Source organism: Nonomuraea sp. B10E15, assembly GCF_039871615.1.
Taxonomy (GTDB): domain Bacteria; phylum Actinomycetota; class Actinomycetes; order Streptosporangiales; family Streptosporangiaceae; genus Nonomuraea.
The window spans coordinates 418,825-438,106 of record NZ_JBDPMB010000003.1 but is presented as its reverse complement, the minus strand read 5'-3'; the positions used below and the strand labels follow the sequence as shown (position 1 = coordinate 438,106).

Genomic DNA, 19,282 nt, shown 5'->3' with positions numbered 1-19,282 from the left:
CCGGCGCGCTCACGTGTAACGGCCAGGGCTTAACCTGGGTTAGGGGAGGTCCGACACTGACGGCTCAGCGCGTGCTGGGCCGCTGGAGTGATCAAGGCCATGGCTGAGTCGAACATCGCGAACGACTGCCGGCTGCCGGCGGAGCTGAACAGCTTCGTGGGCCGCCGGCATGAGGCGGCCGAGGTGAAACGGCTCCTGTCCGAGTCCAGGCTGGTGACGCTCGTCGGCGTGGGAGGAGTCGGCAAGTCCCGGCTGGCCCTGCGGGTGGCGTGCGACGTGCGGCGTGCCTTCCCCGACGGTGTGTGGCTGGTCGAGCTGGCCGCGCTGGAGAGCCCCGAGCTGCTCGCCCAGACGGTCAGCGAGGCCCTGGGCATCCAGGACCGGTCCGTACGCTCCCCGATCGACGTGCTCACCGGCCACCTGCGGGACAGACACCTGCTCGTGGTCCTCGACAACTGCGAGCACCTGCTGGACGACTGCGCGGTCCTGGCGGCCACGCTGATCCGCGCGGCGCCCCGCCTGAGCATCCTCGCGACGAGCAGGCAGGCGCTCGGTGTCATGGGCGAGGTGACGATGCCGGTGCCGCCGCTGGTGGTCCCGGGCCTGGACAGCGATCGCCCGTCCACCGCGTCGCTGCGGCAGTCGGACGCGGTGCGGCTGTTCGTCGACCGCGCCCACGCCGTGCTCCCCGGCTTCGAGCTCACCGACGCCAACGGCGACAGCGTGGCGCGGATCTGCCGGCGGCTGGACGGCATCCCGCTCGCGATCGAGCTGGCCGCCGTGTCGCTGAGGGCGATCTCCGTCGACCAGTTGCTGGCCCGGCTGGACGACCGCTTCCGGCTGCTCACCAAGGGCGCGCGGACCGCCATGCCCCGCCAGCGCACGCTGCGGGCGCTGATCGACTGGAGCTACGGGCTCTGCACCGAGCAGGAACAACTGCTCTGGGCCCGGCTCTCCGTCTTCTCGGGAGGCGTCGACCTGGAGGCGGCCGAGCAGGTGTGCTCCGGCGACGGCATCGAGCCGGACGAGATGGTCGACCTGGTGAGCGGCCTCGTCGGCAAGTCGGTGCTGGCCCGCGAGGACCACGGCTCGTCGGTGCGGTACCGGCTGCTGGAGACCATCCGCCAGTACGGCCGCGACCGGCTGCGGGAATCGGGCGGCGAGCAGGAACTGAAGCTGCGGCACCGCGACTGGTGCCGGGAACTGGTCGACCGGGCGCAGCGGGGCTGGTACGGCCCCGACCAGCTGACCTGGTTCGCCCGCCTGCGCGCCGAGCACGGCAACATCCGCGCGGCCCTGGACTTCTGCCTCACGACGCCGGGCGAGACGGAACCCGGCCTGGACATCGCCATGGCGCTGCGCTTCTACTGGATCGCGTCGGGCTCGTTCCGCGAAGGGCGCAGCTGGCTCGACCGCCTGCTCGCCGCGGACCACGAGCCGAGCGCGGCCCGTGCCCGTGCCCTCGTCGTCGACGCCAGGCTGGCCGTCCTGCAGAGCGACTTCGCGGTGGCGGCGGCCATGCTGGACGAATGCCACAGCCTGGTCGTGCGGCTCGGCGAGGAGTCGATCCTGGCCAGGTCCGCCTATGTCGCCGGCTTCTCGGCCCTGCTCCAGCGTGACCTCGACGGCGCCCTGAGGATGCTCGGCGAGGCGGTGGAGCGCAGCCGCGACGAGGACGACCAGACGGGCGTGGTGAACGCGCTGATCTACCTCGCCACCGCGCACTCGCTCCTCGACCATTCCGAACAGGCCGTCACGCACTTCAAGGAGTGCCTGGAGATGTGCGAGGCCCGCCAGGAGCACTGGTTCAGGTCGTACACGCTGTGGGTGTTCGGGATCGAGAAGTGGCGGCAGGGGGACACCGCGGAGGCGGTCGGGATGGAGCGCCTGGCCATCCGGCTCAAGCAGCCCTTCGACGACCGCCTGGGCATCGCCCTGTGCATCGAGGCCCTGGCGTGGATGGCGGCCGAGGACGAACCCGAGCGCGCCGCCGTCCTGCTCGGGGCCGCGCGGGAGAACTGGCGCTCGTTCGGCGGACCGCTGTTCGGCAACCTGTCCGACTACCACGACGCCTGCGAGGCGTCCACGCGGGAACGCCTCGGCGCACGGCGCTTCGACACCGCCTTCCGCAAGGGCACCGAGTTCGGCTCCACCGCCGGGGTCGCGTACGCCATGGATGAGGACCCGCGGCCGGGCAGGCAGGCGGCCGATTCGTCGCCGCTCACCCGAAGAGAGACGGAGATCGCCCGGCTCGTCGCCCAGGGAATGAGCAACAAGGCGATCGCCGCCTCGCTGGTGATCGCCCAGCGGACCGCGGAAGGACATGTCGAGCACATCCTGAACAAGCTCGGGTTCACCTCACGGGCCCAGATCGCCGCCTGGGTCGGCGAGCAGGACCACCGCGACCCCGGGAGTTCCTCATGAAGTCCAACGGCGGCCTGCTGACCGGCGGAGCCTCCTTCGTCGGCCGGAGACGCGAGCTGGCCATGGCCAGGAAGGCGCTGATCCACGGACGGCTGCTCACGTTGACGGGGGCGGGCGGCGTCGGCAAGACCCGCCTGGCCCTCCAGATCGTCGAGCACGTCAAGGGGGCGTACCGCGACGGCGTCGGGGTGGTCGAGCTGGGCACGCTGGAGACCGGCGAGCTGCTGGAGCCGGCCGTCGCCTCGGCGCTGGGGTTGCGCGACACGGGCCCCGACCCGATGAACGTGCTGGTGGACCGCATGTCCGGCAAGCGGATGTTGCTCGTCCTGGACAACTGCGAGCATCTGAGGGCGATCTGCGCCCGCTTCGTGGACCGGCTGCTGCGGGTCGCCCCCCGGCTGCGCATCCTCGTGACCAGCAGGCAGACGCTGGGCGTCTACGGCGAGCAGGTGCTGACCGTGCGGCCGCTGGCCGTGCCCGACCCGGGCCGGCCCCTCGGGGAGATCGCCCGCCACGACTCCGTCCGCCTGCTCGAGGACCGCATGGCGGACGTCCTGCCCGGCTTCTCCCTCGCCGCGGACAACGCGTGTCGCGTGGCCCGGCTGGCCCAGCGCCTGGAGGGGGTGCCGCTGGCGATCGAGCTGGCCGTGGCCAGGCTCCGCACGATGCCGCTCGACCAGCTGATACGCGAACTGGACAAGCCGATCGACGTGCTGGAGGCCGACACCTGCGCCACGCTGCCGCGCCACCACTCGGTGCGCGCGACCACGGAATGGAGCTTCGGGCTGTGCTCGGCGGCCGAGCAGCGGCTGTGGGCCCGGCTGTCGATGTTCCCCGCCGGGGCCGATCTGGACACCGCCGAGTCGGTGTGCTCCGGCGACGGGATCGACGCCGGCGACGTGCTCGACCTGCTGGCCGGGCTGGTGGACAAGTCGGTGCTGTGCTGCGAGCGCAGGGAGAGCGGGCTCAGATACCGCATGCTGGAGAGCCTGCGCGCGTACGGCTGCGAGCGGCTGACGCCGTCCGAGAAGGACCGGCTGCGCGAGCGCTACGTCGATCACCACCGGCGGCTGGTGGAGGACAGCCAGATCGACCGGATGGTGCCCGACCAGCTCGAACGCTACCGGCGGCTGCAGGTCGAGCTGCCCAACGTGCGGGTCGCCCTCGAAGCGTGCCTGAGCACGCCGGAGCTGACGCGCGTGGGGCTGGACACCGCCTCGGCGTTGTGGTGCTACTGGCTGCTGGCCGGATCGCTCATCGAGGGGAGATACTGGCTCGAACGCGGCCTGCACCTGGTGCGGGAGCCCGGCAGGATCCGCGCGACGGCGCTCTGGGTGGACAGCATGCTCGCCCTGCGCCAGGGCGACCTCGTGATGGCGCTGCCCAGGCTGGGGGAGTGCCTCGACCTGGCCCGTCGCCCCGGCAACGAGGCCGTCCTGCCGTACGCCATCAGGACCGCCGGAGTCGCGGCGTTCTCCAGCGGAGACCACGAGCGCGGGCTCTCGCTGCTGCAGGAGTCGCTGGCCCTGCACCGCGCGGGCGAGAACCTCGACGGCGTCATGCTCAACCTCTACTACGCCTCCGCGTACGGCTCCGTCGGCCACCCCGAGCGCGCCGCCGAGTTCGGCGAGGAACTGCTCACGCTCTGCGAGAAGCACCATGCGCGGGTCTCCCGCGCGTACGCCCAGCTGGCGCTCGGCGTCGCCCGCTGGAACCTGGGCGACTGCCGCCGGGCCGAGGCGCTGGTGACGTCGGCGGCCCTGTTCGCCGGGGAGGTCAACGACCGCTGGTGTCTCACCCAGTGCCTGGAGGTGCTGGCGTGGATCGCGGGCGCCCGCGAGGAGCACGGGCGGGCCGCCGGGCTGATGGGCGCGGCCCACGCGCTGTGGCAGGCGATGGGAGCCTCGCCAGAACGGCTGTGGTATCACGCGGCATGGCACGAGCAGTGCAGGGAGCGGGCGCGCCGGGCGCTGGGCGGGAGGGCGTTCGCGACGGCCTTCCGCCAGGGGGCGCGGCTCGGCCAGGACCGCGCCGTGACCTACGCCGTCGCGGGCTGAAGCCCAGGTGGCACGTCAGGTCAGCGCGGCCTCCAGGAGCAGGGCGCCGGCGCCCAGGAGCGCGGCGTCGCGGCCGGCCCGCGCCGGCACCACCTCCAGGTCCCTGGTGGCCAGGGGGAGACAGCGTTCCCAGACGGCGGCCCGGATCGAGGTGATCAGCGGCTCGGCCGCCGACAGGCTGCCGCCCACCGCCACCACGTCCGGGTTGAAGAAGTTCACCAGCACGGTGAGGACCTCGCCGATCCGCCGGCCGGCGTTGCGCACCAGGCTGGTCGCCTCGGGGATCGCGTCGTTGACCAGGCCCACGATGTCGCCGGTGCGGGTCACCGGGATCCCGGCCTCCGACAGGGCGGCCATCAGGGCGGCGCCGCTGGCGTAGGCCTCCAGGCAGTCGGGATGGCCGCAGGCGCAGATGACGGACGAGTCCGAGCGGACGCGGACGTGGCTGATGTCGCCGGCGGCGCCCCGGCCCCTGTGCAGGCGGCCGTTCACGACGACGCCGCAGCCGATGCCCGTGCCTGCCTTGACGACCATGAGGTTACGGCGGTCCGGCCAGCATCGTGTCTCGCCCGCGGCCATCAGGTTGGCGTCGTTCTCGACCAGGATCGGCAGGTCGTAGCGGGTGGCCAGGTGCTCGGCCACGGGGAAGTCGTTCCAGCCGGGCATGCGCGAGGGCGTCACGACCCGCAGGGTGAGCGGGTCCACGGGGCCGGGGATGCCGGTGCCGATCCCGCGCAGCGGCACCGCCGCGGGCACGTGCTCGGCCAGCAGCGCGTCGAACGCGTCGGCGATGCGGTCGAGCGTGGCGCGGGGACCGTCGGCGATCTCGCAGGGCCGTTCCTCGATCACGATCGGGGCGCCGCTGAGGTCGAGCAGGCCGAGGCGCACGTGGTGGGCGCCCAGATCGGCGACCGCGAGCACGCCGGCCGTGTCCGACAGGCGCAGCAGCCGGGGCCGCCGCCCGCCGCGCGACGTGCCGGAGCCCTCCTCGGCCAGCAGGCCGGCGTCGAGGAGCTCTTCGACGCGCAGCGACACGCTGGACGCGGCCAGGCCGGATAAACGCGCCAGGTCCGCGCGTGACTCGGCTTTGCCGGTGGCGACGAGTCGCAGCAGGTCACCCTGTGCCCCCTGCACGGGCAGCCGCTGGTTCATGTGAAAATACCTACCATGCGTTGACTTCAGACGACAACGTATTGACTTAGTGCGAAATATCCCACTACGGTCCGGCTTATCTTCGATATCGAAGGAAGTGAGCTGTTCATGAAGAGGTTTGTCGCCGCCGCCGTCCTCGCGGTGTTAACCCTGGCGGCCTGCGGTGAGTCGAGCAGCCCAGCCGTGCCGGGCGAGTCCCCGAGCAGCGGCCCCGACGTGCTGGCCAAGGCGCCCGTCGCGACGGCGGCCGAGATCCTGCCCGGCTCGACCATGGAGAAGATCAAGAAGCGCGGCGAGCTCCTCGTGGGCGGCTCGCTGGACGCGCCCCTGCTCTCCCAGCAGAACCCCGTCACCGGCGAGGTCGAGGGGTTCGACGCGGAGATGGGCAAGGCGCTGGCCACCTACATCCTCGGCGAGCCCAAGGTGAAGATCGTCAACTCGGCGTCGGAGACCCGTGAGGCGCTGCTCGCCAACGGCACCGTGGACGTCGTCTTCCAGACGTACACGATCACCGAGGAACGCGCGAAGCAGGTCTCGTTCGCGGGCCCGTACTACGCCTCCGGTCTGACGATCGCGGTGAAGAAGGGCACGACGGGCATCGCCAAGCCGGAGGACCTGAACGGCAAGAAGGTCCTGGCGGGCGCGAACACCCCGGCGATTCCCGCGATCAAGAAGCTGGCGCCGCAGGCGGAGATCATCACGTTCGGCAGCGACCCCGAGTGCGTCCAGGCGCTCAAGCAGGACCGCGGCGTCGCGTACGTGCAGGACGAGACGATCCTCATCGCCGACGCCAAGGCCGACCCGGCGATCGAGATCGTCACGAAGCCGTTCACCGAGGACCCCTACGGCATCGGGCTCAAGCACGGTGACGACACGTTCAAGAAGTTCCTCAACGACTGGCTGAAGAAGACGCAGGACACCGGGGTCTGGCAGCAGATCTGGAAGAAGTCCATCGGCACCGTCGTGACCGGCGAGGCTCCGCAGCCGCCGCGGATCGGCTCCGTGCCGGGGTCCTGATGTCCGTCCTGCTGGATCATCTGCCCGAGCTGTGGCAGGGACTGGTCGTGACGTTCCAGCTCACCGCCGGGTCCTTCGCGGGCGCGGCGGTGCTGGGCGTGCTGGTCTGCGCCCTGCGCGTCAGCCCGGTCGGGGTGCTGCGCGCCCTCGGCACGGCCTACGTCGAGGCGTTCCAGAACCTGCCGCTGCTCGTGCTGCTCGTCCTCGCGTTCTTCGGCCTGCCGGAGATCGGCATCCAGGCCGGTCTGCTGGAGACGGCCATCGTGGTCATCGCGGTGTACGAGGGCGCCTACGTCGCCGAGGCCCTGCGCTCGGGGGTGAACTCGGTGTCGAAGGGCCAGGGCGAGGCGGCCAGGGCGATCGGCCTGACGTTCGGCCAGTCGCTGCGGCACGTCATCCTGCCGCAGGCGCTGCGCACGGTCGTCCAGCCGCTCGGCAACATCTTCATCATGACGACCATGAACACCGCGCTCGCCGCGGCCGTCGGCGTCGTCGACCTGACGGCGGCGGCCAACCGGGTCAATCTCGTCGAGGCGCAGCCGATCCCCATCTTCGTGGGCGCGGGCGTGGCCTACGCCCTGATCGCCGCCGTGGCCGGGTTCGTCACCGGGCGCCTCGAACGGAGGCTGGTGATCCTCCGATGACTTTCCACCCACTCCCGAGGCGGGCACTCCGATGACGAGCACCGCGCTCTTCGACGAGCCGGGGCCCAGGGCCAGAAGGCGCATCCGGATCGCGACCGTGCTCGGCACGCTCGCCGCCGTCGCGCTCGTCGCCCTGGCCGTGCGGCAGTTCGCCGCGAACGGGCAGCTCGACGCCGCGCGCTGGCAGCCGTACGCGACCTGGCCCATGTGGCGTTACCTCCTGGACGGCCTGTGGTCCACCTTCCTCGCGGCCGTCGTCTCGGCGGCGCTGTCCATGGCGCTCGGCCTGCTGCTGGCGCTGGGCCGGCTCTCGCCGCGCCGGTGGGTGCGGCTCCCGGCCGCCGGATACGTCGAGGTGGTCAGGACGATCCCGGCCCTGCTGCTGGTGTACGTCGTGCTGTTCGCCCTGCCGCGCTACGGCATGGACCTGCCGCTGTTCTGGAAGCTGGTCGTGCCGCTGACGGTCTCGAACGCGGCCGCCTTCGCCGAGATCTTCCGCGCCGGCATCAACGCGATCGAGCGCGGCCAGACCGAGGCGGGCCTGGCCGTCGGGCTCACCCGCTTCCAGACGATGCGGCTGATCGTGCTGCCCCAGGCCGCCCGGCGGGTGCTGCCGTCCATCGTCAGCCAGTCCGTCGGCCTGCTCAAGGACACCTCGCTGGGCTTCATCGTCAGCTACGGCGAACTGCTCTACAGCGGCAAGGTCCTGGCCGCCTACAACCACCTGGTCATCCAGACGTACCTCGTGGTCGCGCTCATCTACCTGGTGGTCAACGCCTCGCTGTCCAAGCTGGCCCGCACGCTGGAGGCCCGCCGGCCCACCCCGCTCAGAAGGAGACCCGCACGTGCCTGAACTCGCCCTGCTCGCCGAAGTGATCCGGTCGGGGTTCGTGGAGAGCGTGCACTACGGCAGCGCCGTCGGCCTCGGCCCTTCCGGGCGCACGGAGGTGGCGTTCGGCCCGGTCGACGCGCCGGTGCTGCCCCGCTCCTCGGCCAAGCCGTTCCAGGCGCTGGCCTGCCTGACGGCGGGCGCCGCCCTGGCGGGGCCGAGGCTCGCCATCGCGGCGGGCAGCCACACGGGCGAGGACTTCCACGTACGCCTCGTCCGCGAGCTGCTCGACGACTACGGCCTCGGCGCCGAGGCGCTGGCCTGCCCTCCGTCGTGGCCCGAGGACCAGCCCACCATGCGCGAGCTGGTCAGGCAGGGCCAGGACGTCTCCCGCGAGCGCATGAACTGCTCGGGCAAGCACGCCGCCATGCTCGCCGCCTGCGTGGCGGCCGGCTGGGACGTGCCCGGCTACCTGGCTCCCGAGCATCCCCTGCAGCTGCACGTGCGCGCCGTCACCGAGGAACTGGCGGGGGAGAAGGCCGCGCACGTCGCGATCGACGGGTGCGGGGCGCCGCTGTACGGGCTCACGCTGACCGGCCTCGCGCGGGCGGTGCGGGGGCTGGTGACCGCCGCGCCGGGCAGCGGGCCGCGCCAGGTCGCCGACGCGATGCGCGAGCACCCCGAGTACGTCGGCGGCACCGGCCACCAGAACACCGGCCTGATGCGGGCGCTGCCCGGCGCCCTGGCCAAGGGCGGCGCGGAGGGCGTGCTGGTCGTGGCGCTGGAGTCGGGGCACTCGGTGGCGGTGAAGGTCGTCGACGGCAGCCCGCGCGCCACGACCGCCATCGCGATAGAGGTGCTGCGCCTGATGGGCTGCGACGTCGGCGGGGCGGCCGCGTTCGCGCGGGTGGACGTGCTGGGCGGCGGCGTGCCGGTGGGCCGGATCGTCACCAGGCTGTCCTGACCGCGCCCCCCGGGGGAGCGCCTGGTCAGCTGTTCGCCAGTGAGGAGCCGCAGCCGTCCGTGAGGCCCTTGGCCGGGTCGCCCGGGTCGCCCGGGTCGTCGCCGGTCTTCTTCGCCGGCGGCTCGGTGGTCTCCTTCGACGGCTTGTCCGCCTTCCCCGTTTTTGCGGGCCGCTCCGGCGACGGGGTGGCCGAGGCGGCGACGGCGGGCTTGGTGTTCTTCGAGTCGCGGATGGCCTTGTCGGCGACGTCGCGGATCTTGTCCCAGTCGGGGTAGCCGGTGTTGATGAGCGGCGGCACGAACTGCACGCTCGACACCTTCGCGTTCTTGACCTTCAGCGCGAGCGGGACCAGGTGTTTGAGCATCGGCCGGGGGATGTCGGTCCTGATCAGCTCTTTGGTGGCCAGCGCGATCTTGTTGAACCTGGTCAGCACCGTCGCCGGGTCGGCCTGGTCGAGGATGGCGCCGAGCACGCAGCGCTGCCGGCGCATCCGCGTGTAGTCGTCGCTGTACGTGCGCGAGCGGGCGTACCACATCGCGTCGGCGCCCTTGAGCTTGCGCGTGCCGGCCTTGACCAGGCCCTCGTTGTACCTGCCGAACACGACGTCCTTCTCGACGGTGATCGTGACCCCGCCGATGGCGTCGATGAGCCGGGCGAACCCCCACATGTTGACCAGGGCGTACCAGTCGACCTTGACACCCAGGGTGTAGCCGATCGTGTCCATCAGCACCTGGGCGCCCTGGTGCTCCTTGCCGCCGAAGATCTCCGGGTGCGAGTCGGCGTACTCCCAGACGCTGTTGAGCAGGTCGCTCCGGCCGCCGCCCGGGTCGGCGGGCAGGCGGAAGCCGCCGGGGAAACGCTCGGCCATCGGCGTGCCTGGACGGAAGCGTACGTCCTCCAGGTTGCGCGGCAGGCTGAACAGCACGGTGTTGCCGGTCTCCACGTCGACGCTGGCCAGGTTCATGCTGTCGGTGCGCACGCCGACCCGGTCGTCGTCGGCGTCGCCGCCGAGGAGCAGGATGTTGACCCGGCGCCGGCCCGCCCACGGGTTCTCCGGCTCCGGCTCGGCCGCTTCCGGGGCCCCGTCGTCGGCGGGGGGCTGCTGGAAGATGCCGTCGAGTGTCTGCTGCGAGGTCCAGACGAACTGCGCGACCACGCCGAACGGCACCACGACGACGACGGCGAGCAGCCCCGCGAGCGTGCCGGTGACGATCTGCCCCGCCTGCGGCAGCCGCCCCGGCCGCAGCACGACGAACGAGTGCACGATGAGGGCGAACCACCCCACGCCCAGCGCGGACGCGCCGACGAGGATCGCCGTCAGCCAGGAGTTCTCGGTCAGCGAGCCGAGCAGGTTGTCGGTCAGCAGGCCCAGGGCGAGCAGGCCCAGCAGCAGCGCGGCGTAGCAGGAGAGCAGCACGAGGCCGGTCTTGCGCCATCCGGCGCGCAGATGAGCGGCGCCGGGTGCGAGCGCACCCAGCACCAGCCAGCCCAGGACCGCTCCGGCGCTCATCGGTTCCTTCGCCTGCCGCACGCCTTCCCCGTTTCCCCGCGATGTCCACCATAGGCGCGATCGCCGCGTCTTGTGGTGGACCCGGCGGTGTGGCTCGCCGAAGACGCGGAGCTCGCTGCCCGAGGCAGGCCGCTGACGTGGCCCGTCTCAGGTCTGATCGAGGCGGCAGCCTACGCAGCGAATGCGAAATGTGTCCTTATCGGAGGATGAACATCAGCAACCGAATATGATTCTACTCATGGTCTTCACCGAGATCGGATACCAGGTGGCCGATCGTGTCGCCACCGTGACGCTGCGCCGCCCGGAACGCCTCAACGCCTTCACCCTCACCATGCGCGCGGAGCTGATCGAGGCGTTCGACAGGGCCGACGCGGACGACGACGTACGCGCCGTGGTGGTGACCGGGGAGGGCCGCGCGTTCTGTGCGGGAGCCGACCTGAGCGGCGGCGGCGACACGTTCGGACGCCGCGGCGAGCCCGGCGAGCGGGAACGCGTGAACGGCGCGCCCCGCGACGGCGGCGGCACGGTCGCGCTCAGGATCGCCAGGTCGCTCAAGCCCGTCATCGGCGCGATCAACGGCCCGGCCGTGGGCGTCGGGGTCACGATGACGCTGCCCATGGACGTCCGTCTCGCCGCGGACACGGCCAGGTTCGGGTTCGTGTTCGCGCGGCGCGGCATCGTCACCGAGGCCGCGTCCAGCTGGTTCCTGCCCAGGATCGTCGGCATCGCCCAGGCCATGGAGTGGGCGGCCACCGGCCGGATCTTCCCCGCGTCCGAGGCGCTCGAAGGGCGGCTGGTCTCGCGGGTGTACCCGGCGGACGAGCTGCTGCCCGCGGCGTACGCGCTGGCTCGGGAGATCGCCGCGAACACCTCCGCCGTCTCCGTGGCCGCCGTCCGCAGGCTGATGTGGTCCGGCCTGTCGGCGGCCTCCCCGTGGGAGGCGCACGCGGCGGACTCTCGGCTCATGACCGAGCTCGGCGGCGCGCCCGACGCGGTCGAAGGGGTGACCGCCTTCCTGGAGAAACGGCCCGCCGAATTCCCGATGACGGTCAGCCAGGATCTCCCGCCAGGCGTGCCGTCGTGGCCCGACGATCCCTATGGTGTCTAGCGTGTACGAGATCACCGTGCTGCCCCTGCCCGACGACTTCGAGGGCGCGGTCGTCGCGACGCTGGTCGCCAGGAGAGCCACCACCCCCACCCGCAGGGCCGTGCTCTACCTGCACGGGTTCACCGACTACTTCTTCCAGGACCACCTGGCCGAGCACTACGTGAGCCGCGGCATCGACTTCTACGCCCTCGACCTGCGCAAGTACGGCCGCTCACTGCTGCCCCACCAGACCAGGGGCCTGATCAGGAGCGTCACCGACTACTTCCCCGAGATCGACGAGGCCGTCCGCATCATCAGGCAGGACCACGACGAGCTGACGATCAACGCCCACTCCACCGGAGGCCTGATCGTGCCCCTGTGGGCCGACCGGGTGCGAGGCCGCGGCCTGGTGCAGGGGCTGGTGCTCAACAGCCCGTTCTTCGACCTCAACGTGCCCACGCCGCTGCGCCTGGCCGCCGACCTGCTCAAGACGCCGCTGTCCTACACCCGCCGGGTCATCCCGCTGGGATCCAGCACCGTCTACGGGCAGACGCTGCACCGCAGCCTGCAGGGCGAATGGGACTACGACCTGGAGCTCAAGCCCCTGGGCGGCTTTTCGGTGCACGCCATGTGGCTGGCCGCCATCCGCAGGGCCCAGCGGCGGCTGCACGCCGGCCTGTCGGTGGACGTGCCGGTGCTCGTCCTCACCTCGGCGACGGGCCTGCGCGTACGCGACTTCGTTCCCGAGGCACGGGCGGCCGACATCGTGCTCGACCCCCGGCACATGGCCCGCTGGTCCACCTCGGTCGGGCCGCACGTCACGTGCGTACGCATCGCGGACGGCCTGCACGACCTGGTGCTGTCGGCCGAACCGGTGCGCAAGCAGGTGTTCGGCGAGCTCGACCGCTGGATGAACGCCTTCGTCTACCACGGGAACGAGAAGAGCCCGTAGTAGGCCGCCGCCACCATCAGCAGGCCGGTGCCGCCCAGCACGCCCGCGATCGCCACGTGCTGCCAGCGGCTCGGCCGCATGCCCTCGCGCAGCGCCGACACGAGCGCCGCCACCGCCGTGACCTCCTGGACCAGCATCCACACCGCCAGCACCCGCACGACCAGCCAGCCGGCCAGCACGGCGGGCCAGGCGCCCGCCTGGTTCACCGAGAACAGCACCAGCAGCGTGATGAACGCCACGACCGACATCAGCAGGCCGAGGCTCGTCCACGCGATCCTGCTCAGCCTGCGCCGCAGCGGCGGCCAGAGGCGGGCGTTGGCCTCGGCGGTGACGCCCGCGCGGCCGCGCAGGCGGACGACCATGGCGGCGACCGGCCCCGCCACGTAGCCGACGGCGGCCAGGCAGATCGTCAGCCCCAGCATCGTGCCGCCCGCGTACCAGGGGGCGGCGGGCACGTCGCTGGCCTCGAACCGCTGGACCGGGGTGGCGCCCGCCATGTGCACCGACGGCTCCGCGGTGCCCGGCAGGCCGATGATCCAGTTGGCGAGGGTCTCCAGATAGCCCTGGGTGAAGTCACCGCCGTGGACCCGCATGGCGTGGTCGCCGCGCGCCATGAAGCGGATCGTGTAGTCGTCGTTGCCCGCCTTCTTCATCGCCGTGATCAGCGCCTGGGTGGACTCGACGAAGGGGATCGAGGGGTCGGTGGTGCCGTAGAACGCCAGAACCGGCTGCTTGACCTGGCTTAAAGCCGGCATCGCGTCGTAGCGCAGGAAGTCGAAGCCCACCCCGCCCATCGCCCTGGTCAGCAGGTCGCGTACGCCGATCGGGGCGTGCAGCCTGAGCAGCTGCTCGTTCAGCGCCCACGCGACCTGGCGCAGCGGGGAGACGTTCGGCGAGGACACCATCACCAGGAACTTCACCGCGCTGCTCTTCGCCGCCGCGACGGGCACCACCCAGCCGCCCTCGCTGACCCCCCACAGCCCGATGCGCGAAGGATCCACCTCGGGAAGGGTGCGCAGATACTCCACCATGCGCAGCGCGTCGTCGGCGAGCAGCCCGAAGTCGCGGTCGCGGAAGTTGTAGCCGATCGTGCGCTTGTCGAACGCGATCGTCACCACGCCCGCCATGGCCAGGAACTCGGCCTGCGGCGTGAACTCGGTCCGCGACCCGTTCCCCGAGCCGGAGACGAACACCATCGCCGGATGCCGCCCAGGCGTCAGCGGCACCCGGAGCGTCCCCTCCAGGCGCTGCCCCTCGCCGGCGACCGAGATCTGCTCCCTGCGGACGGAGGCGGTCGCCGCCACAGGTTCCAGTTCGGCCACCGGCTGGGCCGGGATCGACTGGAAAGCTGGATCGGCTTTGAGCGGCGGCGGGTCGAATGCGGGTGGCAGGACGTATCCGACCGTCGCGAGAGCCACCAGCACCAGACCGGCGGCCACGCTCAAGGTGCCACGGCCCGTGCGCATCGGCCTCCCCATGTGCGTTGGTTTGCCCGCCGATCGTCCAGCGTACTCCCGGCTCCTGAGACGGGTGAGCCCGCATTTGTCGGTGAGACCTGTTAGCTTCCTGCGACATGCGCATCCTGCACACGTCCGACTGGCATCTCGGGCGTTCGCTCCACCGCGAGAGCCTGCTCGCGGCGCAGGCGGCGTTCGCCGACCACCTGGTGGAGACGGTGCGGGCCGAGCGGGTCGACGTCGTGGCGATCGCCGGAGACGTCTACGACCGGGCGCTGCCGCCGGTCGACGCGGTCGCGCTGCTCGACGACGCGCTCGCCCGGCTGCGCGCCGCAGGGGCGCGGGTGGTGCTGATCAGCGGCAACCACGACTCGGCGCTGCGGCTCAGGTTCGGCTCGGCGCTGTTCGAGACGGCGGGGGTGCACGTGCGCACGCGCCCCGACCAGGCGTGGGAGCCGGTGCTGGTCGGCGACGTCGCCTTCTACGGCATCCCCTACCTGGAGCCCGAGCTGGTCCGGGCCGGCTGGGAGTTGCCCGACCGCAGCCACACCGCGGCGCTCACCCACGCGATGACCCGCGTCAGGGCCGACGCCGCCCGCCACCGCGCCTCCGTGGTCCTGTCGCACTGCTTCGTCACCGGCGGGCAGGCCAGCGACAGCGAGCGCGACATCAGCGTGGGCGGGGTGGCCCACGTGCCCCTGCCGGTCTTCGACGGGGTCGACTACGTCGCGCTCGGCCACCTGCACGGGCGACAGCGCATGTCCGAGACCGTGCGCTATTCGGGCTCGCCGCTGGCCTACTCCTTCTCGGAGGCCGGCCACGTCAAGGGCTCCTGGCTGGTCACGCTGGGCGGGGAGACGGAGTTCGTGGCCGCCCCCGTGCCCCGTCCCGTCGGCACCCTGAAGGGCCGCCTCGACGAGATTCTCGCCTCTCCGCTGCACGCCCGTCTCGAGGACCACTGGCTCCACGTCACCCTGACCGACGCCGTCCGGCCCAAATCCGCGATGGAGCGGCTGCGCGCCCGGTTCCCCCACACCCTCGCCCTGGCCTTCGAGCCCGACGGCGCCCTCCCCGCCGTCCGGCCCGCGCGCCTGAGCGGGCGGCCCGAGGCAGAGGTCGCCCTCGACTTCGTCCGCGAGGTGCGCGGCGAGCCTGCGGCGCCTGATGAGGAATCCCTGCTAAGACAGGCCATCGAGGCATCGAGGGTGAAGGAGACGATGGCATAGATGCGGCCGCACCGGCTCACGTTCACGGCCTTCGGGTCTTTTCCCGGCACCGAGACCGTCGACTTCGACGCCCTTGCGGAGGCCGGCCTCTTCCTCGTCCACGGGCCCACGGGGGCGGGCAAGACCACGATCCTCGACGCGCTCTGCTTCGCCCTCTACGGCCAGGTCCCCGGCCAGCGCAACAGCGCCCGCAGCCTGCGCTGCGACCACGCCCCGCGCACGACAGGGCCTGAGGTCACGCTCGAGGTGACGATCCGCGGCCGCTTACTCCGCATCCAGCGCTCACCCACCTGGCAGCGGCCCAAGCTGCGCGGCACCGGGTTCACGGAAGAGAAGGCCAAGGTCGTCGTCTCCGAGCGGCGGGGGTCGTCCTGGCAGGGGCTGACCACCCGGCTCGACGAGGCGGGGCACCTGGTGGGCGAGCTGCTCGGCATGAACGCCGACCAGTTCTGCCAAGTGGCGATGTTGCCGCAGGGGGAGTTCGCCAAGTTCCTGCGGGCCGGCGGCGACGAGCGCGCCAAGCTGCTCGAACGGCTGTTCACCGTCAAGATCTTCACCCAGGCGGAGGCGTGGCTGGCCGAGCACCGCAAACAGGCCTGGCGCGCGGCCCAGCAGCTGAGGCAGCAGGTCGACTTCGCGATCAAACGCGTCGAGGAGGCCGCCGGCGACGCCGCCGACCAAGCCGGGGACGCGGAGCGGCTCACGCCGGAGGCCGACCCGTTGCGCTGGGCCGGGGCTCTGCTCGACGCCGCGCGGGCGGTCGTGCACGGCGCCACCGAGGAGCGGGCCGCAGCCGGCCAGGCGCTGCGCTCCGCCCGCCTCCGGCACGAACGGGCCGCCTCCCTGGCCGACCGCCGGCGCCGCCACGCCGAGGCGCTCACCCTCCGCCGCACCCTCGACGAGCGCGCCGACGAGAGAGCCGACCTGCAGGCCATGCTCGACGACGCCGCCAGGGCCGACCGCGTCATCCCGCTCGTCACCGCCGCCAGGCAACGCGCGGAGGCCGCCACCAAGGCCCGCACCCTGGCCGCCGACGCCCTCGCCCGGGCACGCCCCCTCCTGACCACCACCCCACCCGCCCCCGGCACGGAACGGCCGGCCCTCGGCGCTCACTCCTCCGGGCGGCCCGCGAACCACCCGCCCGATCCCATACTCCAAGGGGACGGCGCCGCGGTCTCCGGAGGGCGGGGAAGCCGTCCGGTGCACCAGGGCGACGGCGCCGCACCTTCCGGAGGGCATGAGAGCGATCCGTCGGCCGGGGCGCACGAGGGTGTCGCGACCCCCGACGGGCGTGGGGACGCTCGCCCGGGCCCGGGGCGTCACGGGGGATCGACGGTCCCTTCGGCCGCCGAGCTGGCGGTGCTCGAACGCGAGCGGCAGGCCGAGATCGCGCGGCTGTCGGAGCTGCTCACGGAAGAGGCCAGGCTGTCGGTGGTCAGGCGTGACCTTCTGCGCGTGGAGGGGGAACTGGCCGCTCTTGTCGAGGCCGACGAGGCCGTCGCGGAGCGGCTGGCCGTCCTGCCCGGCCTCGTCGAGCGGGCCGAGCGCGTGCTCGCCGAGGCGCGTACGGACGCCGCCAGGATCCCGGCGGCGCAGGCCATGCGCGACGCCGCCGCCCACCTGATCGAGATCGACGACGAGCTGGCCAGGCTGGCGGCCGAGCTGGTCGAGCTGTCGGAGCGCGAGGCCGAGGTGTTCGCCGCCCAGGCCGAGCTCCCAGGCCGGATAGCCGACGCGAACGCGGCCCTGGCCGACGTACGCGCGCAGGCGGCGGCCATCCCCGCGGCGGCCGCGAGCCTCGACGCCGCCAGGCTCGCGCTGGAGGCCGCGCACCGCCGGGAGAGCCTCGCCGCCGAGCTGGACGCGGCCGTCGCCGCCCATCAGGTGCTGGTCGACCAGGCCCAGTCGCTGCGCGAACGGTGGCTCGACCTGCGCCAGGCCCGCATCGACGGCATGGCGGCGGAGCTGGCCCGCGACCTGGCCGACGGGCAGCCGTGCGCGGTGTGCGGCTCCGACCACCATCCCGATCCTGCCGCTCCCGCCCCGAGCGCCCCTTCGGCCGACGACGAGCACGCGGCCGAGACCGAGCACGAGGCCGCACTCGCCGAACGCGAGGCGGCGGAACGCGCGCTCGCCTCGCTGGAGTCCAGGCACGCCGACGCGGTCGAGGCCACGGGAGGCCTTGATGTGGCGGAGGCCGGGGAGCAGGTGCTGCGGGCGGAGGAGGAGGTCGCCCGTCTGGAGGCGGTGGCGGCCCGCGAGCCTGCCCTGGCGGACGCGCTCGACCGCGTCGAGACCGAACGCGAGCAGGTCGGGGACCGGGCCATGGAGATCGCGGAGACCCTCGCCGCGCACCGCGCTCACCTCACCCAGCTCCGGTCCGAACGCGCCCGCCTCCGGACCGGCCTCGCCACGACCGGCCTCGCCACGACCGGCCTCGCCACGACCGGCCTCGCCACGACCGGCCTCGCCACGACCGGCGCCGCCGGACCGCCAGGGCAAGCCGGCGCCCTTCCGCGTCCAGGCGCCGCGGACAACGGCCCCGCCGCGCCGGCGGCGGCCGGTGGTCTCGCGCGTCCGGGTGCCGAGGGAGGCGACCGTGGCGCGGGGCCACGCCCTATCGGTCAGGACACCGCTTCGAGCGAGATGGCGGGCGACGGGGGTTCCCACGGCGCGCAGGAGGTCGATGGCGCGGTCGTGCTGGCCGAGGCCGAGAAGGAGCTGCGGAGGTTGCGGGAGTCGGCCGGGCGGGAGGACGAGCTGGCCAGGGAGGCGGCGCGGCTCCATCGTGAACGGCAGGACCAGGAGGAGGAGCGCCGCAGGGTCGGCGCGAGGCTGGCGGCCTGCCGTACGAGACACGAGGAGCTGAGCGGTGACGCCGGAAGGCTCGGGGCGCGCCTGGACGCGGCGCGGGGCGGCGACCCGACCCTGACCGCCCGCCTGGCCAGGCTCGGCGACGAGGCCGAGCTGCTGCGGGAGGCCCGCGAGGCCACGCAGGCGGCGGCAGCGGCCCATGACGAGCTGAACAGAGCCCGGCAGGCGGCGGAAGAGGCGGCGGCCGAGGCCGGGTTCGCGGACGTCGCGGAAGCGGAGGCGGCGGCCAGGAGCCCGGACGAGCGGGAGCGCAAGGCGGAGCTGCTGCGCCGCCTCGACGACGAGCACGCCGCCGTCATGAGCACCCTGGCCGACCCCGAGCTGGTCGCCGCCGCGGCCCAACCCGCGCCCGACCTGGCCGCGATCGAGGCGGAACGCGACGCCCTGGAGGAGGCGCACACGCGGCTGTCGAGCGTTCGCGACAGGGCCGTGGCGAGGGTGGCACGGCTGGAGGATCTGTACGGCGAGCTGGCCGGCCGGCTCGAACGCTGGCGCCCGGCCGCCGACCGGCACCGCCTGGCGGAGCGGCTGGCGGCGCTGGCCGGCGGCACGTCCGGCGACAACCGGTGGAGCATGAGCCTGTCGTCGTTCGTGCTGGGCGAGCGGCTGCGGCAGGTCGTGGACGCCGCGAACGAACGCCTCGACCACATGTCGGGCGGGCGCTACCTGCTACGCCACGACCTGCGGAAGACGGCGGGGTCCCGGGCGCGCTCCGGCGGCGGGCTGGGGCTGCGGGTGGCCGACGGCTGGACCGGCGTCGACCGCGATCCGGCGACGCTGTCCGGGGGCGAGAGCTTCATCACCTCGCTCGCCCTGGCGCTGGGCCTGGCCGACGTCGTCACGGCGGAGGCCGGTGGCGCGGAGCTCGGCATGCTCTTCGTGGACGAGGGCTTCGGCACCCTCGACGAGGACACCCTCGACAGCGTCCTCGACATCCTCGACGGGCTGCGCGACGGAGGGCGGGCGGTGGGCATCGTCAGCCACGTCGCCGAGCTCAGGTCCCGGATCCCCGCCCAGCTCAAGGTCACCAAGACCCGCACCGGATCCACCCTGGCCCCGGTGCGCGCCGGCTGAGACCGTCCCCCAGCC

Annotated in this window: 13 protein-coding genes; 10 read left to right on the top strand and 3 right to left on the bottom strand. The window is 72.7% G+C overall.

Translation table 11 applies throughout. From position 1 onward, the window contains the following. Positions 1-99 precede the first annotated feature (99 nt). Both ABGB14_RS14880 and ABGB14_RS14875 read left to right on the top strand, forming a co-directional pair. The gene (locus ABGB14_RS14880; protein ID WP_347644206.1) at positions 100-2,424 is read left to right on the top strand and encodes a LuxR C-terminal-related transcriptional regulator; all 2,325 of its coding nucleotides are present in this window, start codon (positions 100-102) and stop codon (positions 2,422-2,424) included. Beyond that, a complete protein-coding gene (locus ABGB14_RS14875) occupies positions 2,421-4,481 on the top strand; it encodes an NB-ARC domain-containing protein (protein ID WP_347644205.1) in 2,061 nt (686 codons plus the stop codon). The genes ABGB14_RS14880 and ABGB14_RS14875 overlap by 4 nt, the downstream gene beginning before the upstream one ends. Before the next feature lie 15 nt (positions 4,482-4,496). Here the strand turns inward: ABGB14_RS14875 and ABGB14_RS14870 are convergent, their stop codons facing one another. After that, positions 4,497-5,633, bottom strand: a complete 1,137-nt coding sequence (locus ABGB14_RS14870; protein WP_347644204.1) for an ROK family transcriptional regulator — start codon at positions 5,631-5,633, stop codon at positions 4,497-4,499. 108 nt (positions 5,634-5,741) lie between these two features. Here ABGB14_RS14870 and ABGB14_RS14865 point away from each other — a divergent pair, with 108 nt between their 5' ends. From ABGB14_RS14865 to ABGB14_RS14850, 4 genes are read left to right on the top strand one after another with little or no spacing between them, the layout of a single operon-like run. Continuing rightward, entirely contained in the window at positions 5,742-6,650 is a 909-nt protein-coding gene (locus ABGB14_RS14865; RefSeq protein WP_347644203.1) for a glutamate ABC transporter substrate-binding protein, read from the top strand. Further along, entirely contained in the window at positions 6,650-7,294 is a 645-nt protein-coding gene (locus tag ABGB14_RS14860; protein WP_347644202.1) for an amino acid ABC transporter permease, read from the top strand. Before ABGB14_RS14865 ends, ABGB14_RS14860 begins: the two co-directional genes overlap by 1 nt. Before the next feature lie 31 nt (positions 7,295-7,325). Next, on the top strand, positions 7,326-8,147 hold the full coding sequence (locus ABGB14_RS14855) for an amino acid ABC transporter permease (protein WP_347644201.1): 822 nt from the start codon (positions 7,326-7,328) through the stop codon (positions 8,145-8,147). Continuing rightward, positions 8,140-9,087: an asparaginase gene (locus ABGB14_RS14850; protein ID WP_347644200.1), complete on the top strand. Its 948-nt coding sequence runs from the start codon at positions 8,140-8,142 to the stop codon at positions 9,085-9,087. The genes ABGB14_RS14855 and ABGB14_RS14850 overlap by 8 nt, the downstream gene beginning before the upstream one ends. Positions 9,088-9,112: 25 nt before the next feature. Here ABGB14_RS14850 and ABGB14_RS14845 read toward each other — a convergent pair whose 3' ends face one another. After that, entirely contained in the window at positions 9,113-10,597 is a 1,485-nt protein-coding gene (locus tag ABGB14_RS14845; protein ID WP_347644199.1) for an LCP family protein, read from the bottom strand. Positions 10,598-10,835: 238 nt separating this feature from the next. Here ABGB14_RS14845 and ABGB14_RS14840 point away from each other — a divergent pair, with 238 nt between their 5' ends. Next, a complete protein-coding gene (locus ABGB14_RS14840) occupies positions 10,836-11,705 on the top strand; it encodes an enoyl-CoA hydratase-related protein (RefSeq protein ID WP_347644198.1) in 870 nt (289 codons plus the stop codon). Position 11,706: 1 nt separating this feature from the next. Further along, positions 11,707-12,636, top strand: a complete 930-nt coding sequence (locus ABGB14_RS14835) for an alpha/beta hydrolase (protein WP_347644197.1) — start codon at positions 11,707-11,709, stop codon at positions 12,634-12,636. On the opposite strand, the gene ABGB14_RS14830 is transcribed toward ABGB14_RS14835, so the two are convergent. Further along, on the bottom strand, positions 12,609-14,102 hold the full coding sequence (locus ABGB14_RS14830; RefSeq protein WP_347644196.1) for a prolyl oligopeptidase family serine peptidase: 1,494 nt from the start codon (positions 14,100-14,102) through the stop codon (positions 12,609-12,611). The two genes, ABGB14_RS14835 and ABGB14_RS14830, sit on opposite strands and share 28 nt — an antisense overlap. Before the next feature lie 107 nt (positions 14,103-14,209). Here ABGB14_RS14830 and ABGB14_RS14825 point away from each other — a divergent pair, with 107 nt between their 5' ends. Continuing rightward, a complete protein-coding gene (locus tag ABGB14_RS14825; RefSeq protein WP_347644195.1) occupies positions 14,210-15,319 on the top strand; it encodes an exonuclease SbcCD subunit D in 1,110 nt (369 codons plus the stop codon). Beyond that, positions 15,320-19,267: an AAA family ATPase gene (locus tag ABGB14_RS14820; RefSeq protein ID WP_347644194.1), complete on the top strand. Its 3,948-nt coding sequence runs from the start codon at positions 15,320-15,322 to the stop codon at positions 19,265-19,267. Positions 19,268-19,282: the final 15 nt, after the last annotated feature.

Excerpts from the sequence above, each read along its gene's own strand:
- ABGB14_RS14880 (WP_347644206.1), top strand. The coding sequence starts at position 100 with ATGGCTGAGTCGAACATCGCGAACGACTGCCGGCTGCCGGCGGAGCTG.
- ABGB14_RS14875 (WP_347644205.1), top strand. The coding sequence starts at position 2,421 with ATGAAGTCCAACGGCGGCCTGCTGACCGGCGGAGCCTCCTTCGTCGGC.
- ABGB14_RS14870 (WP_347644204.1), bottom strand. The coding sequence starts at position 5,633 with ATGAACCAGCGGCTGCCCGTGCAGGGGGCACAGGGTGACCTGCTGCGA.
- ABGB14_RS14865 (WP_347644203.1), top strand. The coding sequence starts at position 5,742 with ATGAAGAGGTTTGTCGCCGCCGCCGTCCTCGCGGTGTTAACCCTGGCG.
- ABGB14_RS14860 (WP_347644202.1), top strand. The coding sequence starts at position 6,650 with ATGTCCGTCCTGCTGGATCATCTGCCCGAGCTGTGGCAGGGACTGGTC.
- ABGB14_RS14855 (WP_347644201.1), top strand. The coding sequence starts at position 7,326 with ATGACGAGCACCGCGCTCTTCGACGAGCCGGGGCCCAGGGCCAGAAGG.
- ABGB14_RS14845 (WP_347644199.1), bottom strand. The coding sequence starts at position 10,597 with ATGAGCGCCGGAGCGGTCCTGGGCTGGCTGGTGCTGGGTGCGCTCGCA.
- ABGB14_RS14840 (WP_347644198.1), top strand. The coding sequence starts at position 10,836 with ATGGTCTTCACCGAGATCGGATACCAGGTGGCCGATCGTGTCGCCACC.
- ABGB14_RS14830 (WP_347644196.1), bottom strand. The coding sequence starts at position 14,102 with ATGCGCACGGGCCGTGGCACCTTGAGCGTGGCCGCCGGTCTGGTGCTG.
- ABGB14_RS14825 (WP_347644195.1), top strand. The coding sequence starts at position 14,210 with ATGCGCATCCTGCACACGTCCGACTGGCATCTCGGGCGTTCGCTCCAC.
- ABGB14_RS14820 (WP_347644194.1), top strand. The coding sequence starts at position 15,320 with ATGCGGCCGCACCGGCTCACGTTCACGGCCTTCGGGTCTTTTCCCGGC.